General features: G+C 57.7%; 16 protein-coding genes and 2 tRNA genes. 7 read left to right on the top strand and 11 right to left on the bottom strand.

Annotated features, from left to right (window positions below; translation table 11 throughout):
* Positions 1-5: 5 nt before the first annotated feature.
* The gene (locus FEZ21_RS22200) at positions 6-779 is read right to left on the bottom strand and encodes a GntR family transcriptional regulator (RefSeq protein ID WP_238840049.1); all 774 of its coding nucleotides are present in this window, start codon (positions 777-779) and stop codon (positions 6-8) included.
* An 81-nt stretch (positions 780-860) separates the two neighbouring features.
* On the opposite strand from FEZ21_RS22200, the gene FEZ21_RS22195 reads away from it, so the two are divergent.
* Positions 861-2,261, top strand: a complete 1,401-nt coding sequence (locus FEZ21_RS22195) for an FAD-binding oxidoreductase (RefSeq protein WP_160628417.1) — start codon at positions 861-863, stop codon at positions 2,259-2,261.
* A gap of 182 nt (positions 2,262-2,443) precedes the next feature.
* Here FEZ21_RS22195 and FEZ21_RS22190 read toward each other — a convergent pair.
* Positions 2,444-2,520: transfer RNA gene (locus FEZ21_RS22190), tRNA-Met, on the bottom strand.
* A 171-nt stretch (positions 2,521-2,691) separates the two neighbouring features.
* On the opposite strand from FEZ21_RS22190, the gene FEZ21_RS22185 reads away from it, so the two are divergent.
* The gene (locus FEZ21_RS22185) at positions 2,692-3,909 is read left to right on the top strand and encodes an MFS transporter (RefSeq protein ID WP_029612974.1); all 1,218 of its coding nucleotides are present in this window, start codon (positions 2,692-2,694) and stop codon (positions 3,907-3,909) included.
* Between the two features lie 17 nt (positions 3,910-3,926).
* On the opposite strand, the gene FEZ21_RS22180 is transcribed toward FEZ21_RS22185, so the two are convergent.
* The 9 genes from FEZ21_RS22180 to FEZ21_RS22140 form a co-directional block, all read right to left on the bottom strand.
* Entirely contained in the window at positions 3,927-5,000 is a 1,074-nt protein-coding gene (locus tag FEZ21_RS22180; protein WP_003439782.1) for an aromatic acid exporter family protein, read from the bottom strand.
* 136 nt (positions 5,001-5,136) lie between these two features.
* Positions 5,137-6,237 carry a redox-regulated ATPase YchF gene (ychF, locus tag FEZ21_RS22175; RefSeq protein ID WP_003439789.1) on the bottom strand — a complete coding sequence of 367 codons (1,101 nt, stop codon included), beginning with the start codon at positions 6,235-6,237 and terminating at the stop codon, positions 5,137-5,139.
* Positions 6,238-6,260: 23 nt separating this feature from the next.
* A complete protein-coding gene (pth, locus tag FEZ21_RS22170) occupies positions 6,261-6,845 on the bottom strand; it encodes an aminoacyl-tRNA hydrolase (protein WP_160628415.1) in 585 nt (194 codons plus the stop codon).
* A 166-nt stretch (positions 6,846-7,011) separates the two neighbouring features.
* Complete coding sequence (locus tag FEZ21_RS22165; protein WP_003439792.1) at positions 7,012-7,602, bottom strand: 50S ribosomal protein L25/general stress protein Ctc; 591 nt, start codon at positions 7,600-7,602, stop codon at positions 7,012-7,014.
* Positions 7,603-7,742: 140 nt separating this feature from the next.
* Positions 7,743-8,684: a ribose-phosphate pyrophosphokinase gene (locus tag FEZ21_RS22160; protein ID WP_003439794.1), complete on the bottom strand. Its 942-nt coding sequence runs from the start codon at positions 8,682-8,684 to the stop codon at positions 7,743-7,745.
* A 45-nt stretch (positions 8,685-8,729) separates the two neighbouring features.
* A tRNA-Gln gene (locus FEZ21_RS22155) sits at positions 8,730-8,804 on the bottom strand.
* A gap of 10 nt (positions 8,805-8,814) precedes the next feature.
* On the bottom strand, positions 8,815-9,690 hold the full coding sequence (ispE, locus tag FEZ21_RS22150; RefSeq protein WP_160628413.1) for a 4-(cytidine 5'-diphospho)-2-C-methyl-D-erythritol kinase: 876 nt from the start codon (positions 9,688-9,690) through the stop codon (positions 8,815-8,817).
* 1 nt (position 9,691) lies between these two features.
* Positions 9,692-10,318, bottom strand: coding sequence for a lipoprotein insertase outer membrane protein LolB (lolB, locus tag FEZ21_RS22145; RefSeq protein ID WP_010657323.1), 627 nt, complete (start codon positions 10,316-10,318; stop codon positions 9,692-9,694).
* A gap of 3 nt (positions 10,319-10,321) precedes the next feature.
* Positions 10,322-12,046: a tetratricopeptide repeat protein gene (locus FEZ21_RS22140; RefSeq protein WP_127196070.1), complete on the bottom strand. Its 1,725-nt coding sequence runs from the start codon at positions 12,044-12,046 to the stop codon at positions 10,322-10,324.
* A gap of 214 nt (positions 12,047-12,260) precedes the next feature.
* Between FEZ21_RS22140 and hemA the strand changes: the two genes are divergently transcribed.
* The 5 genes from hemA to murI are packed head-to-tail and all read left to right on the top strand — an operon-like array spanning position 12,261 to position 16,993.
* On the top strand, positions 12,261-13,544 hold the full coding sequence (gene hemA / locus FEZ21_RS22135; RefSeq protein ID WP_003439801.1) for a glutamyl-tRNA reductase: 1,284 nt from the start codon (positions 12,261-12,263) through the stop codon (positions 13,542-13,544).
* Between the two features lie 2 nt (positions 13,545-13,546).
* Entirely contained in the window at positions 13,547-14,629 is a 1,083-nt protein-coding gene (prfA, locus tag FEZ21_RS22130) for a peptide chain release factor 1 (protein ID WP_003439803.1), read from the top strand.
* Positions 14,630-15,460: a peptide chain release factor N(5)-glutamine methyltransferase gene (gene prmC, locus FEZ21_RS22125; protein WP_003439804.1), complete on the top strand. Its 831-nt coding sequence runs from the start codon at positions 14,630-14,632 to the stop codon at positions 15,458-15,460.
* Complete coding sequence (locus FEZ21_RS22120) at positions 15,454-16,209, top strand: molybdopterin-synthase adenylyltransferase MoeB (protein ID WP_003439805.1); 756 nt, start codon at positions 15,454-15,456, stop codon at positions 16,207-16,209. The genes prmC and FEZ21_RS22120 overlap by 7 nt, the downstream gene beginning before the upstream one ends.
* On the top strand, positions 16,202-16,993 hold the full coding sequence (gene murI, locus FEZ21_RS22115) for a glutamate racemase (RefSeq protein WP_160628411.1): 792 nt from the start codon (positions 16,202-16,204) through the stop codon (positions 16,991-16,993). The genes FEZ21_RS22120 and murI overlap by 8 nt, the downstream gene beginning before the upstream one ends.
* The last annotated feature ends 10 nt before the right edge of the window (positions 16,994-17,003 follow it).

Genomic DNA, 17,003 nt, shown 5'->3' with positions numbered 1-17,003 from the left:
GCTCGCTACAAACGCAGCTTGCGACGGATTCTTTCCACCCGGTCACTGTTAGGGCCCGCCAGCTCCTGGCGCTCGCGCAGGGTTGCAATGTAACTCTCGCGGGTTCGCAGGATATGGCGGCTGAGCAGGGTCGCCAGCGCGCCATGCTTGCCCGCCTCGGCGAGCTCGATCATCTGCCGATGATCGTTGAACGAACGGTCCGGCTCATGCCGGGCGCGCCGGGCCAGATGCGTACGCAAGGCCGCGACACGGCCCAGGTTGCGTTCGTAGGCGTCCACCAGATAACGGTTGGCGCTGAACCTGAAAAAACTCAAGTGGAACTCGGTGTCGGCAGCGCCGTAGGCCAGCCTGTCATCCTGCTCCAGCGCCATGATCATCTGTGCCAGGGCATCGCGCAGTGCCTGCAGGGTGGCCTCGGGGTTACGCTCAAGCGCACGACGCGAGGCTTCGACCTCCAGGGTCACACGGTGCTCGCAGAGCTCGACTATGTCGTCTTCGGTCGGGCTGAACACGTAGCTGCCGGATTTGGCCACCACGTTCACCAGGCCCTCGGTCTGCAACAGCGCCAGGGCTTCGCGAACCGGCGTGCGGCTGACCTCGAAGGCGGCGGCCAGACTTTCTTCGGACAGCGCCTCTCCCAGGTCGAAACGCGCCGAGACAATGGCTTCACGGATCTCATTGGCCAGACGCATGGCGAGGGACTTTTCTACGGATTTGCTCATCGGATCTACGCAGGTTTTGTTCGCCGAGCCATGGCTCAAGGCTGTGTGGGGCATCATGATAACGGAACATCAGCTTTAAACTTGTATACTAGTTGTTGTACCTTAGATTCGTCCCCCAACAATAATATGGACGTTTCGATGGCCACTTCCCAAGCGCTTCAGTCATCTTCTTTGCCCACCTTGCTCGATGCCTTGCGCGAACTGCTCGGTGAGCGTTTAAGCACCAGCCGTGCCGAGTGCGAGCAGCACGGCCGTGGTGAGTCTTACCACCCGACCTTGCCGCCGGACGCGGTGTGCTATGCCGAGTCCACTGCCGAGGTTGCAGCCATCGTCAAGCTTTGTGCCGCGCAGCGGGTGCCGATCATCGCCTTTGGTGGCGGTACTTCACTGGAAGGGCATGTGGGCGCCACCCGGGGCGGGGTTTGCATAGACCTGAGCCGCATGCAGCGGATCATTACCGTGCGTCCTGATGATCTGGATGTGACCGTCGAAGCGGGCGTCACGCGCATGCAGCTCAATGCCGAACTGCGCACCACCGGGCTGTTCTTTCCGGTCGACCCCGGAGGCGAAAGCACCCTGGGCGGCATGGCGGCAACCCGCGCATCAGGGACCAATGCCGTGCGCTACGGCACCATGCGCGAGAACGTATTGAACCTCACCGTAGTACTCGCCGATGGCCAGGTGATAAAGACCGGTGGCCGCGCGCGCAAGTCGGCAGCAGGCTACGACCTCACCCGCTTGTTTGTCGGTTCGGAAGGCACGCTGGGGATCATCACCGAAGTCACTCTGCGGCTTTACGGCATTCCGGAAACGACGTCAGCGGCCGTCTGTACCTTCCCCACGATCGCGGCGGCGGTGAGTTCGGTGGTCTCCATCATTCAGTACGGCATCCCGGTGTCGCGCGTTGAGCTGCTGGATGCGCGCACGGTGCAGGCGGTCAATCGCTTTTCGAAGATGGCGCTGGCCGAAACGCCGACCCTGTTTTTCGAGTTCGCCGGCACCCCGGCCAGTGTGGCGGAGCAGGTAGAGCTGACTCGCGAGATTGTCCAAAGCAATGGTGCGCTGGGGTTTGAGGCAGCAGCGGATGCCGATGCGCGCAATGGCCTGTGGCGTGCCCGGCACAATGTGCACTATGCGATGCAGTCCATGCGGCCAAATGCCCGGATCTGGAGTACTGACGTGTGTGTACCGATTTCGGCGCTGACCCGATGCATTACCGAAACCGCCGAAGATGTCGCCAGGGTCTCTTTTTTCGTCGGAGTGGTGGGGCATGTGGGGGATGGCAACTTCCACCTGGGGCTGGTGGTCGATCCGGATAACGAGGCAGAAATGGCCGAGGCCGAAGCGCTCAATGAGCGTGTGGTGGAGCGCGCCATTGCATTGGAGGGTACGTGCACCGGTGAACACGGCATTGGTTCGGGGAAGATCAAGTACATGGACCTGGAGCACGGAGCGGCAGTCGGTGTCATGCGCCTGATCAAACAGGCACTGGACCCGCTCGGCCTGATGAACCCGGGCAAAGTCTTGCCTGAGGCTTGATGCTGGAATTTCAGGCCAGCCACTTCAGTGCTGTGGATGATGGTGCCGAAAGGGGAGCAGGCGTGGCGTTTTCCGGTTTGCAAGAGCGAGGGCAAAACCAATACCCCAGACACAAGAAAGCCCGCACTAGGCGGGCTTCTTGTTGGTTCGATTTCATCTTGCGATGAGCCTGAACCGGTGTTTGGTGGCTACACAGGGACTTGAACCCCGGACCCCAGCATTATGAATGCTATGCTCTAACCAACTGAGCTATGTAGCCAATGGCGCGCATTATTCCCTCGTACTGGACATGTGTCAAGCAAATATCTGAAATTTTTCTCTGTGCTATCAATTGCTTAAGGATTTCATGCCTGGAATGGAAATCTTCTGTAAAAAAATGGCACATTGACGCACCTGCAAGTGCACATTCACCTGTTGTCCGGAAACTAAAATGTCCCTTAGCAACGCTCAAACAAAAACAACCGAGTCCCCCTCTGTCCCGCAATCCAGCCCCTTAGTCATGCGCATCATCGGTGCCGTGGCGCTGGCGCATCTGATCAATGACCTGATCCAGGCGGTACTGCCGTCGATCTACCCGATGCTCAAGGCCAAATATGACCTGACATTTACCCAGATCGGTCTGATTACCCTGACGTTCCAGCTCACCGCTTCGCTGTTGCAGCCCTGGGTCGGTTATTACACCGACCGTCATCCCAATCCGCTGCTGCTGCCCGCGGGCATGGTGTGCACCCTGATCGGGATTTTGATGCTGTCCCAGGTTGGCAGTTTTCCGCTGATCCTGGTCGCAGCGGCTTTGGTCGGTGTCGGTTCGTCAACCTTCCACCCCGAAGCGTCCCGGGTAGCGCGACTGGCATCAGGCGGGCGCTATGGTCTGGCGCAATCGACTTTTCAGGTCGGCGGTAATGCCGGCTCTGCCTTCGGTCCGCTGCTGGCGGCGGCGATCATCATTCCTTTTGGTCAGGGCAATGTGGCCTGGTTCGGCCTGTTTGCGCTGTTCGCCGTAGGGCTGCTGTACGTCATCAGTCGCTGGTACCGCAATCACTTGAACCTGTTCAAGCTCAAAGCCGGTCAGAAGGCCACCCACGGCCTGTCAAAGCAGCGTGTCATCGGTGCGCTGGTGGTATTGGGGCTGCTGGTGTTCTCCAAGTACTTCTACATGGCGAGCCTGACCAGCTATTACACCTTCTTCCTGATTGAAAAGTTCGGCGTATCGATTGCCAACTCGCAGATGTATTTGTTCCTGTTTCTCGGAGCGGTTGCGGCGGGTACGTTCTTCGGCGGCCCCATTGGTGACAAGATCGGCCGCAAGGCGGTGATCTGGTTCTCGATTCTGGGTGTGGCGCCGTTCACCTTGCTGCTGCCCTATGCCGACCTGTTCTGGACCAGCGTCCTGAGCGTCATTATCGGCTTTATTCTGGCTTCGGCCTTTTCAGCCATTGTGGTGTACGCGCAGGAACTGGTGCCGGGCAACGTGGGGATGATCGCCGGCATCTTCTTCGGCCTGATGTTCGGCTTTGGCGGCATTGGTGCGGCATTGCTCGGCCATCTGGCTGACATTCACGGCATCGAATACGTTTACACGCTGTGTTCATACCTGCCGCTGTTCGGAGTGCTGGCGATCCTGTTGCCACGAACCAAAAAAGTTTGATTAGTGGCAGCCAGGGGTCATCGAGTATTTTCGATGACCCTTTTTTCGTCTGTTTGCGTGGTAAAGCCAAACGTCAGCAGGGCACTTTCAACGGTGCTCATGTGCTGTAAGCACAGTTGCCACGGTGCGGAAACCGCATCGGCCAGCTGATCTTTGGACACCGCCACCAACTCTGGCCGCTCATCATCCCTGGCGATGGATGCACATCCTGCGGCGACGTTGCTCAGCCGCTCATGCAGCGAGGCCGGTGGTGGCCCTTGCTCCTTGCGCAAGGCATCGGCAAAGGCTTCGGCGAACAGCAGGGAGCTGGCGTACAGGCGCACGGCGTGACGTTCGTAACGCCCGGCAATGTCCTTTACCTCACGGGATACAAAGCGCCCGCGCAGCGTCCAGCGCGCGGTGTTGCGAGCCATGCTGATACCGTTTTCCAGGGCAATCAGGCTGTCGTGAGCGCGAGAGAAGATCTGCACCGCACTTTGAGCCTTGGCCGCGTCCTTTGCTTCGAGGGCCTGAAGACTTTTGCTGAAGCCCGAGGCGAGTTTTTCCAGCAGGTCTTTTGCCGAGCTATCAATGATTCCGATGGGGTTGGGCGTAAGCAATATCTGGCTGAAGATCAAGCCCACGGACGCCCCGACCACCACATCCAGCATGCGCACAAAGCCTGCGCTTTCAGGGCCGACGGCCAGCATCAATACTGCAGAGACCCCGGCTTGAATCGGCACCACGGGGCCCTGGCCGTAAAGGGCTGCAATGGCGATAGCAAAGAACGTGGCAAAGCCGATTCGCAGCAAGGGGTAGGAGTCCGGCAGCCACAAGGCGGCCTCGCCCACGATAATCCCGGTGGCTACCCCCAGCATCAAACCCAAGGCTTGCTTGCCATGGCTGGGCAGGCCGGGGGCCAGGCAGACGACGGCGCTGATGGCGGCAAACACCGGGTGCACATGGCCAAAGAAATATTTGGCGAGAATCCAGGCCAGTGCAGCCGCGATGGCCGATGCCAGAGCGTCGCGCCAACCTGAGGCCCAACGTGTTTTGACTTTGTCTGCAATGGAGTCTGCATAGTTACTGAGGGATTTGGCACTGGGGATCATCGATGCTCCCGATCTTGGTGAAGGATGGCATTAACCATAGACCCTTACTGCCCGGCAGAGTGCGGGAGGGCGCCTGAACAAACCCGGGACCAAAAAAAACCGCGCCTGGGCGCGGTTTTTTTATACGTGTGGTGTTTTACACGTTGAAGCGGAAGTGCAATACGTCGCCGTCTTTAACGATGTATTCCTTGCCTTCCAGACGCCATTTACCGGCTTCTTTCGCACCGGCTTCACCGTTGAACTTGATGAAGTCGTCGTAGGCGATGACTTCGGCACGGATGAAGCCTTTTTCGAAGTCGGTATGGATCACGCCGGCAGCCTGCGGAGCTGTAGCGCCCACTTTCACGGTCCAGGCGCGTACTTCCTGTACACCGGCAGTGAAGTAGGTTTGCAGGTTAAGCATTTCGTAACCGGCACGGATCACGCGGTTCAGGCCCGGCTCTTCAAGACCCAGGGCTTCAAGGAACATGTCCTTTTCTTCGCCGTCATCGAGCTCGGCAATCTCGGCTTCGATCTTGTTGCAGACCGGAACCACGATCGCGCCTTCTTCTTCGGCAATGGCCAGCACTACGTCGAGCAACGGGTTGTTTTCGAAGCCGTCTTCAGCCACGTTGGCGATGTACATCACCGGCTTGGTGGTCAGAAGGTGGAAGCCTTTGATGATTTGTTTCTCATCGGCGTCCATGTTCTTGATCAGGCTGCGTGCCGGCTTGCCCAGGGTGAAGTGGGCAATCAGCTGCTCCAGCAGGGCTTTTTGAGCGACTGCGTCCTTGTCACCGCCTTTGGCGTTGCGCGCGACTTTCTGCAGTTGCTTTTCGCAGCTGTCGAGGTCGGCGAAGATCAGCTCAAGGTCGATGATTTCGATGTCGCGCTTGGGGTCAACGCTGTTGGAAACGTGGATCACGTTTTCGTCTTCAAAACAGCGGACTACGTGAGCGATGGCATCGGTTTCACGGATGTTGGCCAAAAACTTGTTGCCCAGGCCTTCGCCTTTCGACGCGCCGGCCACCAGGCCTGCGATATCGACGAACTCCATGGTGGTGGGCAGTACGCGCTGGGGTTTGACGATGGCAGCCAGTGCCTCCAGGCGTGGGTCGGGCATCGGCACGATACCGGTGTTCGGTTCGATCGTGCAGAAGGGGAAGTTCTCGGCCGCAATACCAGACTTGGTCAGGGCGTTGAACAGGGTGGACTTGCCGACGTTAGGCAAGCCGACGATGCCGCAGTTAAATCCCATGGTGTTTCCCCTCGGATAAAGAGTCAGGCCTTCTGGCTGTGCAGGTTTTTCATCGCACGGTTCCATTCCCCGGCGAGGATATCCGGCAGCACGCCGAGGGCAAAATCGATGCTGGCGTCCAGTTTTTCCTGTTCGGCGCGAGGCGCTCGACCCAGAACAAAATTGGACACCATGCTGGCGACGCCTGGGTGGCCAATGCCGAGCCGCAGACGGTAGAAATTATTGTTGTTTCCCAGTTGCGCAATGATGTCGCGCAGTCCGTTATGACCTCCATGGCTGCCGCCCAGTTTGAGCTTGGCAACGCCGGGTGGGAGATCGAGTTCGTCGTGGGCCACCAATATGGATTCAGGCGCAATGCGGTAGAAACCGGCAAGCGCCGCAACGGCCTGGCCGCTTCGGTTCATATAGGTGGTGGGAATCAACAGACGAACATCCTGACCCTGGTGGCTGAAACGCCCGGTCAGGCCAAAATACTTGCGGTCCGCAACGAGGTTGACCCCGTTTGCCGACGCGAGACGCTCAACAAAAAGGGCCCCTGCGTTATGCCGGGTCTGTTCGTATTCGGTGCCTGGATTTCCCAGGCCAACGATCAGTTTTATGGCGGTCACGACAAGGGCCCTTCTATGGAGTTGTGGATAACATCGCCACTGACAGTTAGCGGCGAAAGCGGACAAAAAAGCGGGTTTACATGAGTAAACTTCGCGATCTTGTCCGCTTTACTCGCTGCGTGTTAGCTCGCGATGTTTCTCATAACTCCAACGACAGAGTAATGAATTACTCTGCGTCTGCTTCTGGTGCAACGCGTGGCGCGTGAACGTTGGCTACTGCCAGGTCGTTACCGTGAGCCAGAGCTACGAACTCAACGCCTTTAGGGGCGGTGATGTCAGACAGGTGAATGATCGAGCCGACTTCGGCGTTAGCCAGGTCAACTTCGATGAATTCAGGCAGGTCTTTTGGCAGGCAGCTAACTTCGATTTCAGCAACAACGTGCGAGATCTCGCCGCCTTTCTTGATCGGAGCAGCTTCACCGATGAAGTGAACCGGTACGATTGCAGTCAGCTTCTGACCAGCAATAACGCGTACGAAGTCAGCGTGCATCACGTGGCCTTTAGCCGGGTGACGCTGCAGAGCTTTGATGATTACGTTTTGCTTGACGCCGCCAACGGTCAGTTCGATAACGTGGCTGTAAGCAGCTTCGTTTTCGAGCAGTTTGGCAACTTCTTTAGCCAGCATGCTGATGGATTCAGGGGCTTTTTCGCCACCGTAAACTACAGCTGGAACCAGGCTTGCGAGACGACGCAGGCGGCGGCTCGCACCTTTCCCCAGGTCGGAACGCACTTCAGCATTCAGAGTAAAATCGTTCATGTTGTATCTCCAAAATAACCACATCCGACCTAGCGTTTGCGACCAGCGCTATGGACGGTATGGGCAAAAAAGCCCCGCCCCAACAGGCTGCTGGGGCGGGGCGCTTTTCGTCAGCGGGATGTCAGAGAAGGGCAGGGCCCTTATCGGAACATCGCACTGATCGATTCTTCGTTGCTGATGCGGCGAACCGCTTCAGCCACAACCGGTGCGATATCCAGTTGACGGATACGCGTACAGGCTTGTGCGGCAGCGGACAGCGGAATGGTGTTAGTCACCACCAGCTCATCCAGCATGGAATTTTCGATATTCTCAATTGCCCGACCCGACAGCACAGGGTGTGTGCAGTAGGCGAACACTTTGGAAGCGCCATGCTCTTTCAAGGCTTTAGCCGCATGGCACAGAGTGCCGGCGGTATCGACCATGTCATCAACCAAAATACAGGTACGCCCTTCGACATCACCAATGATATGCATCACTTCCGAGTGATTGGCTTTCTCACGGCGTTTGTCGATGATACCCAGATCGACGCCCAGGGATTTGGCAACAGCACGTGCACGCACGACGCCGCCGATATCCGGGGACACAATCATAAGGTTTTCAAAGCGCTGATCTTCGATGTCATCCACCAATACTGGGGAGCCATAGATGTTATCTACAGGAATATCGAAGAAACCCTGAATCTGGTCAGCATGCAAATCAACCGTGAGAACACGATCGATGCCGACTACGGTAAGCATGTCAGCGACAACTTTTGCGCTGATAGCCACACGTGCGGAACGCGGACGGCGATCCTGACGGGCATAACCAAAGTAAGGAATAACAGCAGTAATACGAGTAGCTGAGGAGCGGCGGAAGGCATCAGCCATCACGACGAGTTCCATCAGGTTATCGTTGGTCGGAGCACAAGTCGGCTGAATGATGAAAACGTCTTTACCGCGGACATTTTCATTAATCTCAGCGGTAATTTCGCCGTCAGAAAATTTTCCGACAGAGATGTCACCGAGTGGGATATGCAGCTGACGTACGACACGCCGAGCCAGATCGGGGTTAGCGTTCCCCGTAAAGACCATCATCTTGGACACGCGCAGTACCTGAAGGCTGAGGGTAACCTGGATGAGTATAAGAAATGGCAGGGGCGGCTGGATTCGAACCAACGCATGGCAGGATCAAAACCTGCTGCCTTACCGCTTGGCGACGCCCCTGTATCTGTTGCTACGAGTACCGTGTACCCGTTTCCTTTGCCAGATCTTGTAGCTTGCGATGCAACATCGAAACGTTGCTTCCTTTTGCTACAAACCCTGTAAGGGTGTCTGTCAGAAGGTGCAGCACTTTATCAGCATCTGCTTCGTTTGGGAAGGCCCCAAATATACAACTTCCAGTTCCAGTTAATTTTGCTTCGGTATATTTACCTAGCAAATTCAAAGCGTTACGTACTTCTGGATAACGCTCCTTAACTACTGCTTCGCAGTCGTTTCGGCTGTTTCCCTTGGGAACGGGGCGCACTTTAATGGGCAAAGAGTCACGTGTCAACAAAGGATCTGAAAATATTTCTGCAGTACTTACAGATACTTGCGGGACAAGTACTAAATACCAGGGTTCTTCCGGATCAACTGGTGTAAGAATTTCGCCAACACCTTCAGCGAAAGCGGCGTGGCCGCGTACGAAAACCGGGACGTCAGCCCCCAGGCTCAGGCCCAGTGCTGCAAGTCGATCGAGGCTCCAGTCCAGTTGCCAAAGATGATTGAGTCCCAGCAACGTGGTTGCCGCATTTGAACTGCCGCCTCCGATGCCGCCGCCCATGGGCAAGACTTTTTTGATCCGGATGTCTATTCCCAGGGAGCAGCCGGATTGTTCCTGAAGTTTTTTTGCCGCCTTCACGATCAGGTTTGCATCGTGCGGGACTCCGGGAAAATCGGTGTGCAGGCAGATAACGCCATCATCACGTACTGAAAACGTCATTTCATCGCCGTAGTCGAGGAATTGAAACAGCGTTTGCAGTTCGTGATAGCCATCTTCGCGACGGCCGAGAATGTGCAGCATCAAATTCAGTTTCGCCGGGGAGGGCAAAACCAGAGCATCTTTTTGCATGTCATTGACCTAACTGACGGGGTTGCCAATCTTTAACCACTAGGGTGACGTCCAGATCCGGGCCATGCAGCTTGACCCGCTCGGGCAGCCAGAAGCCGTTCTGTTCGACGTAGCTTAAATATTCGATTTTCCAGCCATCCTGCTCCAGATTCGCCAGGCGGCTATCGGCATTCAGGGTCACGCGACTTTTGCTGTCCGGTGCTGGCAAGCCGCGCACCCACCACACCAGATGTGATACCGGCAGGCTCCAGCCCAACTGTTCGCCCAGCAATTCTTCGGGCGAAGTCGCTTCATAGCGGCCCTGATTGGCGACTTCCAGACTGACTTTTCCGGGACGACCGGTCAGGCGGGCAGCGCCCCGGCCCAGCGGGCCCGACAGGCGAATATCGTAATAGTCCTGACGTTGCAGCCAGAACAGCGTGGCGCTGCCTGAATCCTTTGGTGCGCGAATTCCGACCTTGCCGTTGATTTGCCAGCCGTCGAGTTGGGTCAGTTGCTGTTTATGTTCTGACCACAGGGCCGGGCTGCCGTGGCCCTCAACCGATTCACGGGCGCCAAAACCCGCGCAGCCGGCGAGGAGGGCAATCAGGCCAAAGACAATCAGGTGACGCAGATGACGAAATAACATGATTTAAAGACTCTCCGATCCGGTCAGGCGCAACACGGTCTTGCGCAGGATTGGGCTTTCAGGATTTTCTTTAAGGAACTTGCTCCAGATCTGCTTGGCCTCGCGCTGTTTGCCATTGGCCCACAGAACTTCGCCCAGATGCGCAGCCACTTCCTGGTCCGGGAAGCGTTCGAGGGCCTGGCGCAGCAAACGTTCCGCCTCATCCAGATTACCCAGGCGGAAATTGACCCAGCCCAGGCTATCGAGCACGGCCGGGTCGTCCGGGTTCAAGTCGTAAGCTTGCTGGATCAGCACTTTGGCTTCGGCATAGCGGGTGGTTCGATCTGAAAGGGTATAACCCAGCGCGTTCAATGCCATGGCATTGTCGGGTTCGCGCTGGATGATTGCGCGCAGATCGCGCTCCATCTGTTGCAGATCGTTGCGCTTCTCGGCCAGCATGGCGCGTGAATACAGCAGGTTCAGATCATCGGGATACTGTTTGAGTGCCTGCTGCAGGACATTCCAGGCCCGATCGGTCTGATTGTTCGCGGCCAGGGTCTCTGCTTCTATCAAGTACAGCTGGATGGCGTAGTCCGGCTGCGCATCGCGGGCGGCGGCCAGTTTTTTCGAGGCTTCATCTGCGCGGCCGTGGCTGACAAGAATATCGGCCTGACGCAGTTGCGCGGGCAAATAGTCATTGCCGGGACCTACCAGGGCATATTCGGCGAGAGCCCCCTGTGGGTCATTGCGCTCTTCGGCAATGCGACCCAGGTTCAAGTGCGCAGAGTCGACATGACTGTCGCGCTCGATCAACTCTTCCAGATAGCCCTGGGCTTCATCCCAGTTTTTACCTTCGAGGGAAATCAGCGCCAGCGAGAAGCGCAGCTCATCGTCTTCAGGGTACTGCTCTGCGAGGCTGGCGAACTGCGTTTTGGCCTCGGCCATGCGGTTCTGTTCAATCAGGGTGCGCGCGTATGTCAGCCCCAAACGTTTGTCATCGGGGTACTGGCGAATGCTTTTTTTCAGCAGCGGCAGGGCTTCATCACCGCGATTGAGGCTTTGCAGCAAACGAGCCCGCAGCAACACCGGGGCGACTTCGCCATCCTGGGGCGGATTCTTTTCCAGCAACTTGAGGGCGCCTTCAGTGTCACCGTCCTGTTGCATCAGCAAGGCCTTGCCGAAAATCAGCTGGCCGTTGTCCGGGTGCTTGACCAGCAGGCGATCAAAGCTTTTCTGCAGGCCGGCACGGGTATCGGCATCTGTTTCTGAAGCCGACAGGGCCAAAAAGTCGAAGTGAGTGTCGCCTTTGGCCTGCAGGACTTTCTCCATGTACACCATGGCGTCGTCATAACGACCGTTGCGCGCCAGCTGAATGGCAGCCGCACGTTGTGCCTCAAGATCGTCCGGCGCGTTTTTAGCCCAGATCAGCGATGTATCGAGAGCGGCCTGATCGGCGCCCAGGTACTCGGCAATTCGCAAGGCGCGCTCGGCAATGCCGGGATCTTGCGTATTGATCGCCTGGGTGACGTAGTTGTCGAGAGCGATATCCAGACGATTACGTTGGCCGGCCAGCTCCGCGCTCAGCAGGCTGTACAGCGTTTCTTCGCTGAACGAGCCATAAACCGTGGGTTTTTCCGGAGTGGAAGTAGCCTCTTCAGCCGGCGATGAATCATCCGGTGACGTGGGGGCCAAAGCCTGGCAGCCACTGAGAAGGACGAGAGAGAGGAGCAACGCGGAGGATCTATTCATATAGGAGAAGGGCGACTTACCTGCGGTCCGGGCATCATGACACATGCGACAGGGCAAACCCTAACAGGTGCGACTATCGAATATCTGGGTCAATGGATGTTTGATAATTGGGCTTCAAGAGAACTTAACTATAGAGACAATAGTCAGCAATGGTTGTTCTGAATCTGGCGAAGTAGGACAATTGTCGGCTTCTCGTCATCATCAGCGATCTTGAATGGCCTTCCTCGCACTCGGTATTAACCACAAGACTGCTTCAGTAGACGTCCGCGAGCGCGTGGCTTTTACTCCAGAGCAGTTGGTTGAGGCCTTGCAGCAACTCTGCCGACACACCGACAGCCGCGAAGCTGCGATCCTCTCCACCTGCAATCGCAGCGAGCTATATATAGAACAGGACCACCTTTCGGCAGACTCGGTGCTGAAGTGGCTGGCCGACTATCACCATCTGAGCCTCGAAGAATTACGTGCCTGTGCCTATGTCCATGAAGACGATGCTGCCGTTCGTCACATGATGCGTGTGGCTTCAGGCCTGGACTCGCTGGTGTTGGGCGAACCACAAATTCTCGGCCAGATGAAATCGGCCTATGCCGTGGCGCGTGAGGCGGGCACGGTCGGGCCTTTGTTGGGGCGGCTGTTTCAAGCGACCTTCAACTCGGCCAAGCAAGTGCGCACCGACACCGCCATCGGTGAAAACCCGGTTTCGGTGGCGTTTGCCGCCGTGAGCCTGGCCAAGCAGATTTTCAGCGACCTGCAGCGCAGTCAGGCCCTGCTGATCGGCGCCGGCGAGACCATTACCCTGGTCGCCCGTCACCTGCATGAGCTGGGGGTAAAACGCATAGTCGTGGCCAACCGTACACTGGAGCGTGCCAGTACTCTGGCCGAACAGTTCGGGGCGCACGCGGTGTTGCTGTCGGACATTCCCCAGGAGCTGGTGCACAGCGATATCGTGATCAGCTCCACCGCCAGCCAATTGCCGATTCTGGGCAAAGGCGCGGTGGAAAGCGCTTTGAAACTGCGCAAGCACAAACCCATTTTCATGGTGGATATCGCCGTCCCCCGGGATATCGAGCCAGAAGTCGGCGAGTTGGACGACGTTTACCTCTACACCGTCGATGACTTGCACGAAGTGGTCGCGGAAAACCTCAAGAGTCGCCAGGGCGCAGCCCAGGCAGCGGAAGCGCTGGTCAGCATTGGTGCTGAAGACTTCATGGTGCGTTTGCGTGAGCTGGCGGCAGTGGATGTGCTCAAAGCCTATCGCCAGCAAAGCGAGCGCCTGCGTGATGAAGAACTGCAAAAGGCCCAGCGGATGCTCGCCAACGGCAGCAATCCCGAAGACGTGCTGGTACAACTGGCACGCGGCCTGACCAATAAATTGCTGCACGCACCCAGCGTGCAGCTGAAAAAGCTTTCCGCCGAAGGCCGCCTCGATGCGCTGGCCATGGCCCAAGAACTTTTTGCCCTCGGTGAGGGCTCATCGGATAGCTCTGCGGATAAAAAATAGTAATGAAAGCGTCACTGCTGAATAAGCTGGACATCCTCCAGGACCGTTTTGAAGAACTGACCGCGTTGCTTGGCGATGGCGAAGTCATCTCTGATCAGACCAAATTCCGTGCCTATTCCAAGGAATACGCGGAAGTAGAGCCCATTGTTGCAACCTACGGGCAGTGGCTGAAGGTACAGGCCGACCTTGAGGGCGCCCAGGCGTTGCTCAAGGATAACGACCCGGACATGCGCGAAATGGCGGTTGAAGAAGTCCGCGAAGCCAAAGAACGGCTGCTCGAGCTGGAACAAGACCTGCAACGCATGCTGTTGCCAAAAGACCCGAACGACGGGCGCAACGTATTCCTTGAGATTCGCGCCGGAACCGGCGGCGATGAAGCGGCCATTTTTGCCGGTGACCTGTTCCGCATGTACTCGCGTTACGCTGAGCGTCGTGGCTGGAAGCTGGAAATTCTGTCGGAAAACAGCGGCGAGCATGGCGGCTACAAAGAAGTCATTGCCCGGGTTGAAGGCGAGAATGTTTACGGCAAGCTGAAGTTCGAGTCGGGGGTACACCGCGTACAGCGGGTACCGGCGACCGAATCCCAGGGGCGGATTCATACTTCTGCGTGCACCGTGGCGGTACTGCCGGAGCCGGACGAGCAAGAAGCGATCGAGATCAACCCGTCCGACTTGCGCGTCGATACCTATCGCTCTTCGGGCGCGGGTGGTCAGCACGTTAACAAGACCGACTCGGCCATTCGCATCACGCACTTGCCATCGGGCATCGTGGTGGAGTGTCAGGAAGAGCGTTCCCAGCATAAAAACCGGGCGCGGGCGATGTCCTGGCTTTCGGCTAAATTGAATGACCAGCAAACCAGCGCCGCTGCCAATGCGATTGCCAGCGAACGAAAATCCCTGGTGGGCTCGGGGGATCGCTCCGAGCGCATCCGGACTTACAATTTTGCACAAGGGCGGGTCACCGACCACCGTGTCAATCTGACCCTGTATTCCCTGGATGATGTACTGGCTGGCGGTGTTGATGCCGTTATTGAGCCGTTATTAGCGGAATTTCAGGCTGACCAACTGACGGCCCTGGGTGAGTAAATGACCATTATTGCCAGCTTGTTGCGTGCCGCAGAACTGCCAGACTCGCCAACGGCGCGCCTGGATGCGGAACTGTTACTGGCCGCAGCCCTGGGCAAGTCGCGCAGTTACCTGCACACATGGCCCGAAAAAATTGTCAGCAGCGAATCGGCTTTGACCTTTTCCGGCTACCTGCTGCGTCGTCGTGCCGGTGAGCCTGTTGCCTACATTCTGGGTCAGCAGGGCTTCTGGAAGCTGGACCTTGAAGTTGCGCCCCACACGCTTATTCCCCGTCCTGATACCGAACTGCTGGTCGAAACTGCGCTGGATCTGCTACCCGCCAGCCCCGCCAGGGTTCTGGATTTAGGTACCGGCAGCGGTGCAATTGCCCTGGCCCTGGCCAGTGAACGCCCTGCGTGGCACGTCACTGCGGTCGATCGGGTACTTGAAGCCGTAGCCCTGGCCGAGCGTAACCGTCAGCGCCTACAGCTTGAAAACGTCCATGTACTGACCAGTCACTGGTTCAGTGCGTTGGCTGATCAGCGCTTCGACCTGATTATCAGCAACCCGCCTTATATTGCTGCGGGCGACGTGCACCTGGCCCAGGGCGATGTGCGTTTCGAGCCTGAAAGCGCATTGGTCGCCGGTGTCGATGGTCTGGACGACATTCGCGAAATTATCCAGGCCGCGCCACAACACCTGAATCCAGGGGGCTGGTTGATGCTCGAGCACGGGTACGATCAGGCCGACGCTGTTCGCCAGCTGTTATCGGGTGCAGGTTTTGCACAGGTCGAAAGCCGCAAGGACCTGGGCACCCACGAACGCATCACCCTGGGTCGCCTGCCGTGCTGAGCGATGAGGAACTGTTGCGCTACAGCCGACAGATCCTGCTGCAACAGGTCGATATCGAAGGTCAGCTCAAGCTGAAAAACAGCCGTGTACTGATCGTCGGTGTGGGCGGGCTGGGTTCGCCAGTGGCGCTCTACCTGGCGGCTGCCGGGGTTGGCGAGCTGCACCTGGCCGATTTTGACAGCGTCGACCTGACCAACCTGCAACGCCAGATCATTCATGACAGCGCCAGCATCGGCCAGAGCAAAGTCGATTCGGCCATGCAGCGTCTGGCCGCGATAAACCCGCAAATCAAGCTTGTTGCCCACCGGTCGGCACTGGATGCCGACACGTTGGCAGATGCCGTGTCGCAGGTTGATCTGGTACTCGATTGCTGCGACAACTTCGGCACCCGCGAAGCCGTGAACGCGGCCTGCTTCGTGGCGCGCAAACCACTGGTCAGTGGTGCGGCAATTCGCCTTGAGGGGCAGTTGTCGGTGTTTGACTCCCGCCAGCCGGCGAGCCCTTGCTACCACTGTTTGTATGGTCATGGCAGCGAAGACGAACTGACCTGCAGTGAAGCCGGAGTCATAGGCCCGCTGGTAGGCTTGGTCGGCAGTCTGCAGGCCCTCGAAGCCCTGAAACTGCTGGCCGGCTTTGGTGAGCCGCTGGTGGGGCGTCTGTTGTTGATCGATGCCCTGGGCACGCGGTTTCGCGAACTGCGAGTCAAGCGCGATCCCGGGTGCAGCGTATGCGGTACGGGCCATGAATGAAGCACCGGTAGGTGTTTTCGACTCCGGTGTCGGCGGTCTGTCGGTGCTGCGGGAGATTCATGGTCTGTTGCCCAATGAGTCACTGCTATATGTGGCGGACTGCGGACACATTCCCTACGGCGAAAAAAGTCCTGAATTTATTCGCCAGCGCTGCGCCGTGATGGCGGATTTTTTTCAGCGCCAGGGGGCTAAAGCTCTGGTGCTGGCATGCAACACCGCCACCGTAGCCGGCGTTGCGCAGTTGCGTCAGTCTTACCCCGACTGGCCCATCGTCGGTATGGAACCTGCGGTCAAACCGGCTGCTGCGGCCACACGCAGCGGGGTGGTGGGGGTACTTGCAACCACCGGTACTTTGCAAAGTGCCAAATTTGCCGCCTTGCTTGACCGCTTTGCCAGCGATGTACGGGTGATCACCCAGCCGTGTCCGGGGCTGGTGGAGCTGATTGAAGCCGGTGACTTGCTCAGCGACGAGCTGCGAACCCTGTTGCGCGGCTATGTCGAACCGCTGGTGGCGGCGGGTTGCGACACCATTATTCTCGGCTGCACCCATTACCCCTTCCTCAAGCCCCTGCTGAGCCAGATGCTGCCGTCTTCGATCATCCTGATCGACACCGGCGCCGCAGTGGCCCGCCAGCTCAAGCGGTTGTTGAGTGAAAGAAGCCTGCTGGCAGCGGGCCCCGCCCGGCAAACACAGTTCTGGACCAGCGCCTCGCCGGAGCACATGCAAAATATCCTGCCGCTGTTGTGGAATAAATCAGGGAGTGTGCAAAGCTTCGGTTTGTGAAAAAAGTGTG

Origin of the sequence: Pseudomonas sp. 9.1(2019) (assembly GCF_009910445.1) — a bacterium.
GTDB lineage: Bacteria > Pseudomonadota > Gammaproteobacteria > Pseudomonadales > Pseudomonadaceae > Aquipseudomonas > Aquipseudomonas paraversuta.
Note: the sequence above shows the minus strand (reverse complement) of the source record. Positions and strands in the feature narration are given on the sequence as shown.